The organism is Pseudomonas machongensis (assembly GCF_034961125.1).
In the GTDB taxonomy this organism is placed as follows: domain Bacteria; phylum Pseudomonadota; class Gammaproteobacteria; order Pseudomonadales; family Pseudomonadaceae; genus Aquipseudomonas; species Aquipseudomonas machongensis.
Map to the genome: position 1 here is coordinate 1 of NZ_JAYFUI010000091.1, position 16,229 is coordinate 16,229.

The following is a 16,229-nucleotide window of genomic DNA, read 5'->3' on the forward strand; positions in this document are numbered from 1 at the left end:
CGCCCTCTTCCGGGACGCTGGTGCTAGTAGATCGGCGTCGCGGAGGAATACTTGAGTGTCGGACCGGGAAATACGCAAACGTTTTCTACGCGGTTTGCTTGTGGAATGGGGGCGCCTGCTTCGCGGGCGTAGCCCGCTCCAGAGATAGCGCAGACCTTGTGGGGCGGCGGTTCGGCGCTCCGATTTACCCGCGAAAAAGACACCGCGCTGCCTGGCACGGGCTACGCCCGTGTTCGCGGGACAAGCCCGCTCCTACAGGCCCACGAATACCACGACGCGGTGCCACTCACTGCACCGCTGTCGCCTTCCAGCCGCCACCCAAGGCCAGGAACACACCGATCTGCCCCATCGCCACCTGGGTATTGGCCGCCGCCAATTGCGCACGCACGTCGGTATAGGCGCGGGTCGCCTGCAGGTCGGCAAGGAATGACTCACGCCCGGCCTCATAGCGGCGATGGGTCTGGTCGGCCGCTTCCTGCGCCGAGCGCTCGGCATCGGCCAGTGCATCGCGACGGTCCAGCAAGGCGCTGTACTGCGCCAGGCGGGTCTGGGTTTCGCGGATGGCGTTGAGCACCACGCCATCGAAATGCGCCAGCGCGGCCTGGGTCGAGGCTTCGGCTTCGCGAATCCGGGCACGGGTGCCGTTGGTGGGGATGGCCCAGCTGATCTGCGGGCCAAAGCCCCAGCGGTTGGTCGAAGGCTCGCCGAGGTTTTCAAGAATGCCGATGGTGCCGACCTGGGCGCCAATGCTGATGTTCGGATACAGGGCGCCGGTGGCCACGCCAATGGTCGCAGTGGCAGCCGCCAGTTGGCGCTCGGCCTGACGCACGTCGGGACGGCGCTTGAGCAGCGCCGCGCCATCGCCCACCGGAATCAGTTGGGCCAGATGCGGCAGCTCGGCGCACTCGGCGGTGCCCGGCGGCAACTGGTCGACCGGTTTGGCCAGCAATGCGGCGAGGGTATAGAGCCCGGCCTCGCGCTCGGCCTTGAAGCGCGGCAACTCGGCACGCAACGACTTGAACTGGGTCTGAGAGCGGGTAACAAGGGTCTCGTCGCCACGGCCAGCATCACGCAGACGCTGGTTCAACTGCACGCTTTGCTGCTGCAGGTCGAGCGATTCGCGGGCGATGTGGTATTCCTCATTGGCCGAGCACACCTGGGTGTAGGCCTTGACCACATCGGCCACCAGGGTGATGCGCGCAGTGTCGGCGGCAGCCTGCACCGCGTCGGCATTGGCCTTGGCAGCTTCGGTGCCACGCTTGAAGGTGCCCCACAGGTCGAACTGGTACGAGGCGCTGAGAATCGCCTCGCCGATGTTGGCCACCGGGACTTTTTCCGGCAGCAGGAAAGCTTCGCCAGACTCCTGCAGGCGCTGGGCGCCGGCCTTAGCGCCGCCGCTGAAGCCCCCCTGCGACTCGGCGACCTCGACCTGCGCGCGAGCCTTGGCGATGTTCGCCGCTGCCACGCGCAGCTCGGTATTGGCGCTCAACGCCTGGCGCACCAGCGCATTCAGGCGCGGGTCCTGGTACAACTGCCACCAGTCATCCGGCACCGGCGCCGACACCACGCTCGCGGCATCCTGGCGCAACGGGCCGTTCAGGTCGCTGCGCTGCACCGCGGCATCCTCGGGTACCTGGTAATCGGGACCGACCATGGCGCAGGCCCCCAGCGACAGCGCCAGCCCTGCAAGCATCAGGCGTTTCATGGCCGCTGGCCCTCGATGATCGACACCGTGGCGGTACGCCCGGCGATCATGCGGAAATCTGCCGGCACCTCATCGAAGGCGATCCGCACCGGGATCCGCTGGGCCAGGCGCACCCAGCTGAACGCCGGGTTGACGTTGGGCAGCAGATTGGCGCCACTGACGCGGTCACGGTCCTCGATCCCTGCCGACAGGCTTTCGACATGGCCGCGCAGGCGTGTGTCATCGCCCATCACGCGGATGTCCACGGCATCGCCGACATGGATGCCACTGAGCTTGGTTTCCTCGAAGTAGCCATCGACATGGTACGAGGCGCTGTCGACCACCGACAGCACCGGTCGGCCCGCAGTGACGAACTCATGGGCCCGCGGAGCGCGGTCGTTGAGGTATCCATCGACCGGGCTGCGCACCACCGAACGGTCGAGGTTGAGCTGCGCGGTATCGACCGCCACCTGCGCCTCGCTCACCGCCGAGCGGGCACGGGCCTCGCGCGACTGGCTCTCTTCGAGCTGCTCGGCCGCCACCAGGTTGCCCAGCTTGCGATTGCGCCGGGTTTCGCGGGCGGCCTGGGCCAGGGTTTCCTCGCGCTCGGCCAGGGTCGCCCGGGCCTGGCGCAAGGCCAGGCCAAAGCGGTCCTGATCGATGGTGAACAGCACGTCACCACGCTTGACCACCTGGTTGTCGCGCACCTCGACCTTCTGGATCAGCCCGGACACATCCGGGGCGATCTGGATCACGTCGGCGCGGATATGGCCGTCGCGGGTCCAGGGCGCGAACATGTAATACACGACCATCTGCCAGACCAGCACGGCCGCGAAGGTCACCACCAGCAATGTCAGGACCACACGGCCCAAGGTCAACAACGGTTTTTTCATGGCAGCATCAGGCTTCGGCAAAAGTGATCCACCGCACCCAGCAGTACGGCGTAGAGAGCAACGTTGAACAACGCCCGGTGCCAGACCAGGCGGTAGAAATGCAGGCGCACCAGCACAGCGTGCACGCCCAGGAACAGCAGGTAGGTGGCAAACATCATCACCAGCAGCGTGGGCAGGAACACCCCGCTGATATCCAGTTCACCGATCACAGCGGCGCTCCGTCAATTCCAGGTGGCAGTTGCGGTTGTTCGACCGGCTCGAGCATCACCTCGACGCCCGGCAACAGCGCCAGACGCAAGCCGGCCAGGGCATGCAGCAGGTGAACGCGGGGCTCGCCGCGCTCGTTCAGCTCGTCCAGTGCCAGCGCCAGGCGTGCCCGCTCCATGTTGCGCAGCAGCGCTGCCGGTGCGTGCAGGCGCTCGCCGGCGCGCAGGCAGCTCGAGTAGTGACCGCCGACTTCCTCGATGACCGTCTGCAAGCGTTGGCGGGCCTGCTGGCCGACACGCGGCATGTAGGCCAGCAGGTCGAGCAGGTTCAGGCCCACACGCAGGTCGCGCAGGGCAACGCCGCTGTCCTGGCCGGTCTGCGACAGGCGCGGCAGATGCTGCATCAGGCGGTCGAGCATCTGCACACCGACCTTGCGCTGTTCAGCCAGGGTCGCAGGCTCGGTCATCTCGACGATGTCGCGCCAGGTGAAGCGGGTCATGCGCTTGGCGGCCAGCTCCACACCGAACGGGCGCACCACCAGGGTCCAGATGAAGGCAAACAGCAGCCCGACCGGGCCTGCCAGGTTGGCATTGAGGAAGGTGAAGAAGTCGGCGTCGTAGGCGCCTTGGATGCTGATGAAGGTCGAGGTGTTGACGATGGTCAGCAGGGTGCCGAGGTAGAAACGCGGCTGCACGGTGAGGGTGCCGACCACGATGAAGGGTACGGCGAATGCCAGCACCAGCATCGGGAAGTCGTGCAGGTTCGGCAGCACCAGGAACAGGTAGACGCTGGAGAAGATCACCGACATCAGCGTCCAGAAGAAAAAGCGGTAGATCTGCGGCGCCGGATCATCCATCGCCGCAAAGAAGCTGCAGGCCACGGCGGCGAGGATCACGGCACTGGCGCCGTCGTTCCATCCCAGGCCGATCCACAGGCCACAGGCGACGACGATCGCGGTGACGGTGGAGAACACCGAATACAGCATCAGCCCGCGGTCGAAGAATGGCGTCAGGCGGCCCAGCCGCCAATGACGGTAGACCGCCCGCCAGGGCTTGGTGTCGTCCAGGCGCAGGGCATGCTGCAGGGTGCAGCAATCCTGCCAGAGATCGAGCCATTCGCTGAGGCGGTAGAGGGCGTTGGACAGCAGCAGGGCATGGCGCTGATCGAGCGCATCGGCGTGCGGTTGCAGGCGGTCGATCTGCTCGTGCAGCGCGGTCCAACGCGCGACCGAAGCGCTGTCGGCAGTGCCCTCGAGCCACTCGCGGGCCGATGCCAGCAGCGGCTGGATCTGTGCAAACTGCTCCGGCGCGCGACCTTCGAGCGCGACCAGCGCATCATCAAGGGCATCGATCACCGGCAGCAGGTGGATCATGCGGCCGCGCAGTTCCCGGGCGTTCTTCACGGTGTGCGGGCCGGCGCCTTCGTGGCCGAGCTGGCCGATCATCAGCTCCAGACTGTTGAAGGTGGCAACCATCGAGCCGCGCAGGCCCGCGACCTTTTCGGCGTCAGTGTCTCGGCTCAGGTACAGATCGCTGTAGCGAATCGCCTCGCCAAACCAGGTGCCCGTGGCGCCCACCACCACCGGCGCCAGGCGACGCGGCCAGAAGATCGCACCCACCACCGCGGCGCAGACGATGCCAAGGCAGATTTCCTGCGCCCGCGACGAGGCGACATCGAACACCGCGAGCGGGTTGTCGACCACGGCCAGGGCGATCATCGGCAAGGTGTAGCCGGCCAGCATCAGCATGTAATTGTTGGCCGTGCGCAGGTTCAGCGAGAGGAACAGCAAGGTGCCGGTCCACAGGGCGATGGCGATGCTCAGCAACAACGGTGACTGCACCAGCGGCGGCACCAGCAGCACCGCGCCGGCAGCACCGAGCAGCGTGCCGACTGCGCGGTACAAGGCCTTGGAACTGGTGGGGCCGACGAAGGGGCTGGACACGATGTAGACCGTGGCCATCGCCCAGTAGGGGCGCGGCAGTTGCATCAGCAAGGCGATGTACAGGGCAATCATCGACGCGGCGAAGGTACGCACGCCGTAGAACCAGTCGCGCGCCGGCGGTACCGAACTGAAGAAGCCGTTCACACCGGCGCCCCCTGTGCAGCGACTTCGAAGGCGTGGATGACCCGCAGGGTGGCTTCCAGGTCGGCGGCCGAGATACCGTGCAGCACCTCGCGGCGCAGACGTACCAGCTCGCGCTCGATGGATTCGGCCAGGGTGCGGCCTTCGGCGGTCAGGCTCAGCGCCTTGGCACGTCGGTCGAGCGGATCCTCGGTGCGACACACCAGCCCGGCCTTGCACAGTTGGTCGAGCAGACGCACCAGCGACGGGCTTTCCAGGCCGGCGGCCTGGGCCACGGCCACCTGGTGCACACCATCGCCCAGGCGCACGATCATCAGCAACGGCACCGCACAGGCTTCGGAGATGCCATAGCCGGTCAGCGCCGCATGGCAGATGCGCCGCCAGTGGCGACCGGCAACGACCATGCCGCTGCTGACTTTCAGGTGCAGTGCGTCGAGTGTCATGGGGAAGAACCGAGGATATTCATAGTTTGCTAACTATCAATATACGCCCAGCCCTCCCCCCTTCGTCAACCGGGGGCGATGAACAGTATGTTCGTGGGAGCGGGCTTGCCCGCGAAAGCCTCACCACCACCCCACCGGCCTCAAGGCTGAACCTGGTCCTCCAGCTTCATGGTCAAGGCCAGGGTGCTGCCCAGCGCGATCGCCTGGTCGCGCCACTCCAGGTAGCGTCCTTCATCGCTGCGACTGAAATGCACCGCCAGCTCCTCGGCCGCCTGCATCACCCCCGCCCCCGCGGCAAGCTCCAGCCAGTACAGCGCCGCCCGCGTATCCGGTTCGACATGCAGTCCATGCAACAGCCGGTAGCCCACCTCGAACCGGCAACGTGCCTCGCCACGCTGGGCCCCGCGCAGGAACCACTGGTATGCCTCGGTCGGGTTTACCTCCCAGTCCTGATCGGCATCGCAGACTTCCTCCTCGTACAGGTCGCCCAGGGCCGCAGCAGCGTGCGACAGGCCACGTTCGAAAGCATGCCGGTAATGCTCCGCGGCGGTGGCATAGCACACCGTCACACCCTTGCCGAAATAGTGCTGTTGCCCCAGGTTGAACCAGGCTGCGGCGTTGCCCTGCAGCGCGGCCATGCGCAGCAGATGGCTGGCCAGCGCCGTGTCGGCGCGCCAGTAGCGGCCATTGAGCCAGATCCAGCCCAGGTCGTTGAGCACCGCGGCATTGCCCTCCAGTGCCTGGCGCCGCAGGTCGGCGTAGATAGCCTGCACATCCACTGCCTCGTCCAGACGGCTCACCAGCGCAGAGCGCTCACCCAGCACCGCCCACTGGGTGGGCATGCCGACGCCAGCGAACAGGCGCAGGTGTCGCCGGGGAATGGCTGGCGCAGGCACGATGCGCTCGGGCAGGAGACGGGCGAGCAGCGAATGGATATTGCTGACAGCAGACATGTTCATCCTCATTGAACGTCCCACAGTTCCGACCTCGACTGTGATGAGGCGATTCTGCGCGACGACACGACGAAACCTGTCGCGAACGATTCACCTCGACGCAACCAAATCGCGGTTCCGCGATCTCAGCGCAAAGTAGCGAATTGCCATCTGCCGCGGTGCCCGCCATGCTAATGCCGCAAGCCTAGACAAGGACGTTACCCTTTGCCGTTCGCCACTACACGCGCCACCCTCAGCCGCCAGTGGGCGCTGCTGCGTCAATTGCCCAGCCGCTCACCGGGAGTCACCAGCGCCGAACTGGTCTGGCGCCTGCGCGATGTCGGCTTCAATGTCAGCAAGCGTACGGTCGAGCGCGACCTCAACGAGCTGTCGCTGATCTTTCCGCTGGAGCGCAATGACAAGAGCATTCCATTCGGCTGGCATTGGTCGGCCAGCGCCATGGGCGAGCCGCGTGGCAATTTCGACTTGCTGGACTACCTGCGTGGCGACCCGCAGCAGCCCCGTCAGGGCACGGGGCTGGAACTGCAGGCGTGGGTCAGCGATCAGCTGGCGCGACAGCTGCGAGAAGTGCCGTTGAGCGCGAACATGCAGTTGACGGCACTGCAACATGGCCATCGATTGCGGGCGACGGTAGAAGACGGCTGGACGTTACGCTGGTGGGTATTGGGCCAGGGTGAGGCCGTGGTGGTCGAGCAGCCGGAGGCGCTGAGAGATGAGATTCACAAGACGCTGAGTAATGCGGCCGCCCGATACCTGACCTGATAACGCGGAACAGGCACCCAACCTGCTTGCGCGCGGAACTACCTCTGCATCCCCCAACGCCGTACGGTCAACCGCTCGAGGGTATTGAACACCAGACCCTCCACCAGCAAGCCGATCAGGATCACCACCGCCAACCCGGCAAACACCTTGTCGGTATACAGCTCGTTGCGGTTCTGGAAGATGTACCAGCCCAGCCCGCCCTTGCCGCTGCTGGCGCCGAACACCAGCTCGGCGGCGATCAGGGTGCGCCAGGCAAAGGCCCAGCCGATCTTCAGGCCAGAGAGAATCGACGGCAATGCCGCCGGCACCAGGATGTGCAGCACCAGGCGCAACCCGCGCAGGCCATAGTTGCGTCCGGCCATGCGCAGGGTCTCGGACACCCCGAGAAAGCCCGCGTAGGTGTTGAGCGCCAATGCCCAGAGCACCGAATGCACCAGCACGAAGATCAGGCTGTTGTCGCCCAGGCCAAACCACAAGAGGGCTAGCGGCAACAGTGCGATGGCCGGCAGTGGGTTGAACATGGAGGTCAGGGTACCCAGCAGGTCGCGGCCGAACTGGGTCGAGACCGCCAGGCTGGTCAAACCGAAGGCCAGTACGATCCCCAGCACATAGCCCTTGAGCAGCACCACAAGCGAGACCCCGACTTTCGCCGGCAGCTCGCCACTGACCATCCCGTCCCAGAACGCCACCGCCGTTTGCAGAAAGGTCGGCAGCAGCAGGTCGTTGGCGGTGTAGCGCGCCACCGCCTCCCAGATCAAGGCGAGCAGCACAAGAATCACGGTCTTGCGCAACCAGGCCTGTTGCCACAGACGTTGGGCAAGCGGCAGATCACGCTCCAGCGAAAGCCCTGGCAGGGGCTGCAGCGGCACTTCGTATTCCTGGCGTGCAGGTGTGGTCGTCATGCGCAGGCTCCTCCTGTCAGTAAGCGATGCGGATATCGTTGAAGCCCAGGTCCGAGGCCTGCTCCGGCTCACCGGCTTCGTCGAACAGCAGGCGATGGATACGCCGGGCGCTGGCCTGGAAATCGCTGCCACCCAGGCTGCCCAGATCGTATTGGTGGCTGTGCACCTCGGCCCGTACCCGTCCCGGATGCGGCGACAGCAAGAGGATGCGGTTGCCCACCACCAGCGCCTCCTCGATAGAGTGGGTGACGAACAGCAGCGTGAAGCGCACCTCTTCCCACAACAGCAGCAATTCTTCCTGCATCTTGCGCCGGGTCAGGGCGTCGAGCGCGGCGAAGGGCTCGTCCATCAGCAGCACCTTCGGCTGCGTGGCCAGCGCGCGGGCAATCGCCACACGCGCCTTCATGCCGCCAGACAAGGTGTGCGGGTAGGCATCGGCGAAGGCGGCCAGGCCGACCTTCTCCAGATAGTGCAGCGCCCGCGCCTCGGCCTCGGCGCGCTTGAGTTGGCCAGAGACCAGCAGCGGAAACATGACGTTCTGCTTGACCGTCTTCCATGGCGGCAACTGGTCGAACTCCTGGAACACGACAATGCGGTCAGGACCTGGGCCCTTGACCGGCTGGCCCTGCAACAGGATCTGCCCTTCGCGCGGCTCGATGAAACCGGCCACGGCCTTGAGCAAGGTCGACTTGCCGCACCCGGACGGGCCCAACAGTACGAAGCGGTCGGCGCGATCGACTTCGAAGCTGACCTGGTGAGTGGCCCGCACCACGCGCTGCGCGGTGCGGTATTCGAGGCTGAGATTGTCCACCTTGAGCAGCGGTGGGGTGTCGACACGGCTCAGGTTGCTGGCCGTGTGGCCCGGCAATGGGGCGGTCATGGTCAATCAGCTCCCTTGCAATGGGCGCTCATCCTGGAAGAAGTAGTCCTTCCACGACTCGGGCTTGTGCTTGATGGCGCCGACCCGGTAGAGGAATTCGGCCAGTGGGTAAGTGTTCTTCGGCGTGATGGTGAACTCGTACTGCGGGTTGTCGATCAGCTTGATCAACGCGTTGCGATCGATCTTGGCCTTGGTCACGCGGATGTAGGTATCGGCGGCTGCGGCCTTGTCTTTCTGGGCGAAGTCGGCGGCTTCGGCGAGCGCATCGACGAATGCCTTGTAGGTCTTGGGGTTGTCCTTGCGGAACTTCTCGGTGGCGAACAGCAGGGTTGGCGAGTTGGGGCCGAGCAGGTCGTAGCTGTTGAGCACGATGTGCACGTTCTTGTTGGCCAGCGCCTGGTCCTGGAACGGTGGGTTGGAGAAATGCCCGTTGAGTTCGGTGCCGCCGGCCAGCAGCGCGGCTGTGGCATCTGGATGCGGCACGGCCAGGGTGTACTTGTCGAGGCGGTTGTACTCCTTGTCGCCCCACTGCTTGGCCGCCGCGTATTGCAGGAAGCGCGACTGTACCGAAACACCCACCGCCGGCACGGCGATACGGTCCTTCTCGGAAATGTCGGCGATGGTCTTCACATTGGGGTTGCTGCTGACCAGGTAGTACGGGAAGTTGCCCAGCGAGGCCACGGCCTTGACGTTCTGCCGACCGTAGGTGCGATCCCAGACGGTGAGCAACGGCCCGACGCCGGCGCCGGCGATGTCCACAGAGCCCGACAGCAACGCATCGTTGATCGCCGCGCCCCCGGAAAGCTGCGCCCAGTCGACCTGAATGTCGATGCCCTGCTCCTTGCCGTGCTTCTCGATCAGTTGCTGGTCACGAACGACGTTGAGCAACAGGTACACGATGCCGAACTGCTCGGCGATACGGATCTTGCCTTCGGCCTGGGCCACCGCCGGCGCCGCGAGGCCGCCTACGATCAGGCTGGCGCCCAGGCCGATGCTGGCCGCCAGGCGGCTGATGGATTTACGCATGATGAGGGTCCTCAGTCGTCAGAACGGGGCATCGCCCTGGATGGTGGTGCGGTAGAGCTTGCGGCGCAGGTGCGCGGGGCAGCCGGCAGCCAGGTGGATCAGCGAACGGTTGTCCCAGAACACCATGTCGTGGGGCTGCCAGGCGTGGCGGTAGATGTTCTGCTCAAGCACGCTCAGGGCGTAGAGCTGCTGCAGTACATCGCGGCTTTCGTCATCGGGCAGGCCGACGATGCGAGTGGTGAAGCCCTCACTGACGAACAGCGCCTTGCGGCCGTTCTCCGGGTGAGTGCGTACCACCGGGTGGATGACTTCGTTGACCTGGGCCAGTTGCTCGGCGGTCAGGGTCGGGCGCCAGTTGCCCTCGAACTTGGTTTCCGAATAACGAGCGGTATAGGAATGCGCAGCGCTGCGTCCCTCGACCACCTTGCGCAGCGCATCGGGCACCGCGTCCCAGGCCTTGTGCATGTCGGCGAACAGGGTGTCGCCACCCTCGCTGGGCAGTTCCTGGGCGTGCAGCATCGAGCCGAGGCTCGGCAGCTCTTTGTAGGAGAGGTCCGAATGCCAGAACTTGCCGGCATCACCCAGGCCAATGTTGCGACCGTCTTCGATGATGTTGGAAACGATCAGAATCTCGGGGTGGTTTTCCAGCAGGAACTGCTTGAGCACATGGATCTGCAGCACGCCGAAGCGGCGGCTGAAGGCGATCTGCTGTTCGGGGGTGATGCGCTGGTCGCGGAACACCAGAACGTGATGGTCCAGATGGGCGCGATGAATGCGGTTGAAATCTTCCGCGTTGACCGGCCGGGACAGGTCCAGCCCAATGATCTCGGCACCGACGGCACCGGAGAAGGGGCGGATTTCGAAGCGTTGCGGCTGTGCGCTGTCGATGGACGACAAGGCGTTCGAGGCGGCTGACATTGTTCACTCCCACGCAGTGCGCGACTTCCAGGGGCGCGCATCGATTCAGAAACGCACGGGGATTTCCCGTGTGGGTTCGAGTCGTGCGGCGCGCCGATTGGTCGGCAGGTACGCAGTGGGACTGACTATAAAGTCATAAGAATGGAAATTTAAATATCTTTATAGAATATTCATATACGGGCTGTGATGGCCTGTCGAAAAAGCTGCGATAACGATTTACCGTACAAGCGGCGGTTCGGCGCTCCCCCAGGGATTAGGCTGGTCTTTAGATTTCGAACAAGACAGTTGCTCCTAGAGCTACGCAACTTCTGAATACTGCGGTGTTACTTGTGGGAGCGGGCTAGTCCCGCGATCACCGGCGAAGCCGGTGCCATGCAGCGCGGTATCTGATTCGCGGGCAAGCCCGCTCCCACAGGGATTGGGCTGGCCTTTAGATTTTGAGCACGACAGTTGCTCGGACAAGGAAAGAGCCGGGTCGTTATCACCGCTCGCGTAACGCCTCGGAACGCGCCTTGATGATCGGCTTGAGCAGGTAGCTCATGATGGTCTTCTTGCCGGTGAGGATATCCACCGTGGCGACCATGCCGGGGATGATCAGCAGCGGCTTCTCGTCAGAGCCCAGGTGGCTTCTGTCGGTGCGCAGCTTGATCAGGTAGTAGGTGGTCTTCTTGTCTTCGTCGGTGATGGTGTCGGCACCGATCTGTTCGAGCTTGGCCTTCATGCCGCCATAGATGGTGTAGTCGTAGGCAGTGAACTTCACCGTGGCTTCCTGGCCGGGGTGCAGGAAGGCGATATCCTTGGGCAGGATCTTCGCCTCTACCACCAGCGTGTCGTCCAGCGGCACGATCTCGATGATGTCGCTGCCCGGCTGGATCACGCCGCCGATGGTGTTCACCAGCAGTTGCTTGACGATACCGCGCACGGGCGATGTGACCATGGTGCGGTTGACCCGGTCATCCAGCGCCTTGCTGGTGGCCGTCGCCTTGTTCAGCTCAGTGCGAGCCTCGTTGAGCTGGGTGAGCGCCTCGCTACGGAACTTGCCGCGGGTCTCCTCGATCTTGCTCTGCACTTCCTTGATCGCCGCTTCGGCACGGGGAATGGCCAGGGCGGTAGAGTCCATCTGGCCACGGTTCTCGACTTCGGCGCGACGCAGGCGCAGCACCTCGACCTGCGAGATCGCCCCCTGGGCCACCAGCGGCTCGGACATGGCGATTTCCTGGCGCAGCAACTGCAGGCTGTTGGCGTACTGGGCGCGCTTGGAGTTGAACTCGCGCAGTTCCTGCTGCTTCTGCACCAGTTGCTGTTCCAGGCCACTGATCTCGTCATGCAACTGCTGGCGTCGGCTCTGGTACAGCGACTGCTCGCTGGCAGCCTGGCTCGGCGCGGCCTTGCGCAGTTCTTCATCGATCTGCAGCGGCGTGTCGTCGACCTCGGCGCTCAGGCGCTGCACGCGCAGGGCCATGGCCAGGCGCGAGGCCTCGGTCTCGTCGACGTTGGAGGCGAAGCGGGTTTCGTCCAGACGCAGCAGCGGTTGGCCGACTTCGACGATCTCGCCTTCCTTCGCGTAGATCTGCGCGACGATGCCGCCCTCGAGGTTCTGCACCTTCTGTACCTTGGACGAAGGAATAGCCTTGCCTTCACCGCGCGTCACTTCATCGATGGGCGCAACGCTGGCCCAGACGATCAGGAACACGAAGAAGGCAATCACGCCCCAGATGGTCAGGCGCACGATGCGCGGCGCATCCTCGATCAGCGCCTTGTTGACCTCTGGCAGCGGCTGGCCTGCCAGCGATTCGGAGCCTTTGAAATAGCGGCGCAGGTTGTCCTTGAAACGCCCGAAATCCAGCTTATGCAACACTGATCTGCCCCTTCTTCAGCGCTTCCATGACGGCGGCTTTCGGGCCATCCGCGACGATCTGTCCACGATCGATGACGATCAACCGGTCCACCAGCGACAGCAACGATGCCCGGTGCGTGACCAGCAACACGGTCTTGCCTTCGATCACCGCACCCAGGCGCTGCTTGAGGCGCTCTTCGCCGGTGTTGTCCATGGCGCTGGTGGGTTCGTCGAGCAGCAGGATCTGCGGATTGAGCAGCAGCGCACGGGCCAGGGCGACGTTCTGGCGCTGGCCGCCGGAGAGATTCTGGCCGCGCTCGCCAACCTGCAGCTCATAGCCGTCGGGGTGCAGACGGGCGAACTCATGCACGCCGGCCAGCTCTGCGGCTTGCAGGATCAGCTCATCCTCGATGTAGCGGGCGCCGCTGACCAGGTTGTCGCGCAGGGTCCCGGCCAGCAGTTGGATATCCTGGGGCACATAGCCGATATTGTGGCGCAACTCGCTGACGTCGATCTGGCGGATATCGACGCCATCGACCAGCAGCGAGCCGCCATCGGCTTCATAAAGGCCGACGATCAACTTGGCCAGCGAGCTCTTGCCCGAACCACTGCGGCCGATGATGCCGACCTTCTCGCCAGGTCGAATGACCAGGTTGATGCCCTTGAGCGCCTGGTTCTGCTGGTTCGGATAGGTGAACTCGACGCCACGGAACTCGACCGCACCCTGCAGCACCTGGCGACTCAGCGGACGCTCTTCGAAATTGCGCTCCTGGGGCAGCTCCATCATCTGGTCGGTGGCGACCATGGTCACCTTGGCCTGCTGGTAGCGGGCCAGCAAACCATTGAGCTGGCCCAGCGGGCCAAGCGCGCGACCACTGAGCATGTAGCAGGCCACCAGGCCGCCCATACTGAGGTTGCCGTCGATGATCAGGTACACGCCAACGCAGATCATCGCCACACCGGCGAGCTGCTGGATCAGCATGGTGATGTTCATCGCCAGGCCCGACAGTACCTTGACCCGCAGTTCGAGGCGGCTGAGGGTGCCGAGGGTCTGCTCCCACATGTACTGGCGCTCGCTCTCGGCGTTGTTGACCTTGACCGCATCCAGCCCGGCAAGGGTCTCGATGAGGCTGGACTGGCGCTCGGAGGCCAGCGCCATGGTGCGCTCCATCGTCGCCATCAATGGTTTCTGCAGGGCATAGCCGATGCCCAGAGCCAGCGGGAAGGCCAATATCGGGATCCATACCAGGTGCCCACCGATGATGGCGATCACCGTCAGGATCAGCAGGGTAAACGGCAGGTCGATCAGGCTGGTAAGGGTGAGCGAAGCGAGGAAGTCGCGCAGACCCTGGAACTCGTGGATGTTCTGCGCAAAGCTGCCGACCCGCGCGGGGCGGTATTTCATCGACATGCCGACGATACGCTCGAACAGCGTCGCCGAAATGATCAGGTCGGTCTTCTTGCCGGCAAGGTCCAGACAGAGGCTGCGCAGCCCCTTGAGGATGAGGTCGAAGACATAGGCACCGGCGATGCCCACTGCCAGCACCCACAGCGTCGAGGTGGCTTGGTTGGGCACCACGCGGTCGTAGACGTTCATCACGAACAGCGGCGCCGCCAGGGCAATCAGGTTGATCACCAGGCTGGCGGCGATGGCGTCGATGTACAGCCATTTGCTGCGCATCAGGGTGTCGCGGAACCAGGAGCGCGCGCGCGGGATCAGGTTGCCGTGGTTGACGTCGAACTTGTGCTGCGGCTGAGCGAAGAACACCTTGCCGCTGTAGTCGCTGAGCAGCGCCTCGCGGGTGACCAGCACTTCCCCGCCGTCGCTCTCGCTGAGCAACAGGCGTGCGGTGTCTTCATTTTCCCAGCCGAGCAGGACAGCACTGCGCCCTTCCTTCAGAAGCAGCATCGCCGGCATGGCGATGCTGGGGATCTGCTCGAGCTTGCGCTGCAGCAGGCGCCCCTGCAGACCCGCGCGAGCTGCGGCACGCGGCAGCAGCTCGACGCTAAGGCGCTGCGCCGGCAGCGGCAGGCCGGTGGTGAGCATGGCCCGGCTGGCGGGTTTCTGGTGCAGGACACACAGGGTCAGCAGGCTGTCCAGTAGCGGATCGTCATGCTGACTGCGTGGATCATGGTTGAGTTGTACTCGACTGACTTCAGATTCCACGCGGCGCTCTCTTCATCCTTGCGGTTGGATAGGACAGGTGCGCCTTCAGTTCATGCCTGGCAGGTTCACCTTTGGCTTCAGGTCGTTCTGTACGACGGTCGCCATGGGGGCTACGACACCCTGGCTCTTCAGCAGTTGACCAATGGTCGCCTTGATTCGGTACTGAGTAAACAACTGAGTGTTCTTCACTTCTACCAGACGACGTTGCGCGGTGAAGGTTTCATTCTCGCTGTCGAGCAGGTCCAGCAGGGTTCGCTCGCCCAGGCCGAACTGCTGCTGGTAGGCGCTGCGCACCCGGGTGCTGTGATCGACATACTGCTGGGCGATCGGCAACTGGGCGTTGGCGTTGTCCAGAGCATTCCATGCCAAGCCTAACTCCTCATTGAGCTGACGCAAGGCGTTGTTGCGAATATCCAGCGCCTGGTTGGCCAGATACGACTTCGATTCCAGGTCGGCCTTGTTGCTGCCACCGGCGTAAAGGTTGAAGTTCATGCGCAGCATGGCCTGCCACTCATTGTTGTGGCCGACCGAACCGTCGAGGTTGTTGTCTGCCGTCCGTCCGAGCTCTGCATCAAAACGCGGATAGAAACTAGACTTGGCCGCTTCGTATTGCTTCTCGGCGGCAGCGATGTCGGATTCTGCCGAGCGCAGGATCGGGCTGCTCTCGACCATCTGGTGACGAGCCTCGTCCAGGGTGGCCGGCAGCAGGTCGATGAACGGCGCAGGCGCGCTCAGTTCGTCAGGCATTTGCCCGATCACGCTCAGGTAGTTGGTGTTGGCATCGGCCAGGTTGGTCTGCTCGGTGATCAGGTTGTTACGCGCCTGCGCCAGGCGCGCTTCGGCCTGGTCGAGGTCGGCCAAACGGCCGACGCCACGGCTGGTGCGCAGCTTGATCTGGTCGAGGATGCGTTCGTGGTTGCGCAGGTTGTCTTCGGCCAGGCGCACCATCTCGCGGCGCGACAGGACATCGAGATAGACCTGGGCGACGGTCAGCGCGGTGCGCTCGGAGGTGCCCATCAGGGAGTAGGCACGAGCGTTGACCGTGGCTTGCTGACGGCCCACTTCGCTGGAGGTGGCAAAACCGTCAAAAACCATTTGGCGGAGACGGATACTTGACTCACCCCGGTTCAAAGTCTCCCAGCGATGCGACGTACTCGGCGAATCGCTGCCCTCGCGGCCGTAGCCGGCGGTCATGTCGACGCGCGGCAGGTAACCACCCTGCGCGGCGCGCAGTTGATAGTCCGCGGCGGTGCGGGCGTTGACCCCGGCCTGGATTTCCGGGTGCACGTCCAAGGCCTGTTGCATGGCTTGCGGCAGGGTTTGTGCTTGGGCAATGGAGGCTGCAAGGGCGAGAGGAAGAACGGTGAAAAGTGACGCACGCATTTTTACTGATTCCCAAGTGGCGCTGTTGTCCCAAATCACGGCCGAAGCGGGTCTGGCCCCTGAGAATGGCGGCCTAGACTCAACGATTGGC

14 protein-coding genes are annotated in these 16,229 nt (G+C 64.2%); 1 reads left to right on the forward strand and 13 read right to left on the reverse strand.

Annotated features, from left to right (window positions below; all coding sequences use genetic code 11):
* Positions 1-286: 286 nt before the first annotated feature.
* From VA602_RS09665 to VA602_RS09690, 6 genes are all read right to left on the reverse strand, one after another.
* Positions 287-1,705, reverse strand: coding sequence for an efflux transporter outer membrane subunit (locus tag VA602_RS09665; RefSeq protein WP_323453112.1), 1,419 nt, complete (start codon positions 1,703-1,705; stop codon positions 287-289).
* Complete coding sequence (locus tag VA602_RS09670) at positions 1,702-2,577, reverse strand: efflux RND transporter periplasmic adaptor subunit (protein WP_063541762.1); 876 nt, start codon at positions 2,575-2,577, stop codon at positions 1,702-1,704. Before VA602_RS09670 ends, VA602_RS09665 begins: the two co-directional genes overlap by 4 nt.
* Entirely contained in the window at positions 2,574-2,786 is a 213-nt protein-coding gene (locus tag VA602_RS09675) for a DUF1656 domain-containing protein (protein WP_054895000.1), read from the reverse strand. The genes VA602_RS09670 and VA602_RS09675 overlap by 4 nt, the downstream gene beginning before the upstream one ends.
* Positions 2,783-4,870 (reverse strand): FUSC family protein, encoded by a 2,088-nt coding sequence (locus VA602_RS09680; RefSeq protein ID WP_323453113.1) that lies wholly within the window; start codon positions 4,868-4,870, stop codon positions 2,783-2,785. The genes VA602_RS09675 and VA602_RS09680 overlap by 4 nt, the downstream gene beginning before the upstream one ends.
* Positions 4,867-5,310 carry a MarR family winged helix-turn-helix transcriptional regulator gene (locus VA602_RS09685; protein WP_063541766.1) on the reverse strand — a complete coding sequence of 148 codons (444 nt, stop codon included), beginning with the start codon at positions 5,308-5,310 and terminating at the stop codon, positions 4,867-4,869. The genes VA602_RS09680 and VA602_RS09685 overlap by 4 nt, the downstream gene beginning before the upstream one ends.
* Positions 5,311-5,450: 140 nt before the next feature.
* Entirely contained in the window at positions 5,451-6,263 is an 813-nt protein-coding gene (locus tag VA602_RS09690) for a tetratricopeptide repeat protein (RefSeq protein ID WP_323453114.1), read from the reverse strand.
* Positions 6,264-6,467: 204 nt separating this feature from the next.
* Between VA602_RS09690 and VA602_RS09695 the strand changes: the two genes are divergently transcribed.
* A complete protein-coding gene (locus tag VA602_RS09695; protein WP_065862337.1) occupies positions 6,468-7,025 on the forward strand; it encodes a WYL domain-containing protein in 558 nt (185 codons plus the stop codon).
* Positions 7,026-7,063: 38 nt separating this feature from the next.
* Here VA602_RS09695 and VA602_RS09700 read toward each other — a convergent pair whose 3' ends face one another.
* From VA602_RS09700 to VA602_RS09730, 7 genes are all read right to left on the reverse strand, one after another.
* On the reverse strand, positions 7,064-7,927 hold the full coding sequence (locus VA602_RS09700) for an ABC transporter permease (protein ID WP_054895005.1): 864 nt from the start codon (positions 7,925-7,927) through the stop codon (positions 7,064-7,066).
* A 16-nt stretch (positions 7,928-7,943) separates the two neighbouring features.
* Positions 7,944-8,807 carry an ABC transporter ATP-binding protein gene (locus tag VA602_RS09705; RefSeq protein ID WP_054895006.1) on the reverse strand — a complete coding sequence of 288 codons (864 nt, stop codon included), beginning with the start codon at positions 8,805-8,807 and terminating at the stop codon, positions 7,944-7,946.
* A gap of 6 nt (positions 8,808-8,813) precedes the next feature.
* Entirely contained in the window at positions 8,814-9,833 is a 1,020-nt protein-coding gene (locus VA602_RS09710; protein WP_054895007.1) for an ABC transporter substrate-binding protein, read from the reverse strand.
* 18 nt (positions 9,834-9,851) lie between these two features.
* Entirely contained in the window at positions 9,852-10,751 is a 900-nt protein-coding gene (locus VA602_RS09715) for a TauD/TfdA dioxygenase family protein (protein ID WP_063541772.1), read from the reverse strand.
* A gap of 481 nt (positions 10,752-11,232) precedes the next feature.
* The gene (locus tag VA602_RS09720; RefSeq protein WP_065862335.1) at positions 11,233-12,609 is read right to left on the reverse strand and encodes an HlyD family type I secretion periplasmic adaptor subunit; all 1,377 of its coding nucleotides are present in this window, start codon (positions 12,607-12,609) and stop codon (positions 11,233-11,235) included.
* Complete coding sequence (locus tag VA602_RS09725) at positions 12,599-14,755, reverse strand: type I secretion system permease/ATPase (RefSeq protein ID WP_065862334.1); 2,157 nt, start codon at positions 14,753-14,755, stop codon at positions 12,599-12,601. The genes VA602_RS09720 and VA602_RS09725 overlap by 11 nt, the downstream gene beginning before the upstream one ends.
* Positions 14,756-14,800: 45 nt before the next feature.
* Positions 14,801-16,138, reverse strand: coding sequence for a TolC family outer membrane protein (locus tag VA602_RS09730; protein ID WP_063541776.1), 1,338 nt, complete (start codon positions 16,136-16,138; stop codon positions 14,801-14,803).
* Between the last annotated feature and the right edge of the window lie 91 nt (positions 16,139-16,229).

Bases quoted from the DNA above. Each gene is read 5' to 3' on its own strand.
- VA602_RS09665 (WP_323453112.1), bottom strand. From the start codon at position 1,705: ATGAAACGCCTGATGCTTGCAGGGCTGGCGCTGTCGCTGGGGGCCTGC.
- VA602_RS09670 (WP_063541762.1), bottom strand. From the start codon at position 2,577: ATGAAAAAACCGTTGTTGACCTTGGGCCGTGTGGTCCTGACATTGCTG.
- VA602_RS09685 (WP_063541766.1), bottom strand. From the start codon at position 5,310: ATGACACTCGACGCACTGCACCTGAAAGTCAGCAGCGGCATGGTCGTT.
- VA602_RS09690 (WP_323453114.1), bottom strand. From the start codon at position 6,263: ATGTCTGCTGTCAGCAATATCCATTCGCTGCTCGCCCGTCTCCTGCCC.
- VA602_RS09700 (WP_054895005.1), bottom strand. From the start codon at position 7,927: ATGACGACCACACCTGCACGCCAGGAATACGAAGTGCCGCTGCAGCCC.
- VA602_RS09705 (WP_054895006.1), bottom strand. From the start codon at position 8,807: ATGACCGCCCCATTGCCGGGCCACACGGCCAGCAACCTGAGCCGTGTC.
- VA602_RS09710 (WP_054895007.1), bottom strand. From the start codon at position 9,833: ATGCGTAAATCCATCAGCCGCCTGGCGGCCAGCATCGGCCTGGGCGCC.
- VA602_RS09715 (WP_063541772.1), bottom strand. From the start codon at position 10,751: ATGTCAGCCGCCTCGAACGCCTTGTCGTCCATCGACAGCGCACAGCCG.
- VA602_RS09730 (WP_063541776.1), bottom strand. From the start codon at position 16,138: ATGCGTGCGTCACTTTTCACCGTTCTTCCTCTCGCCCTTGCAGCCTCC.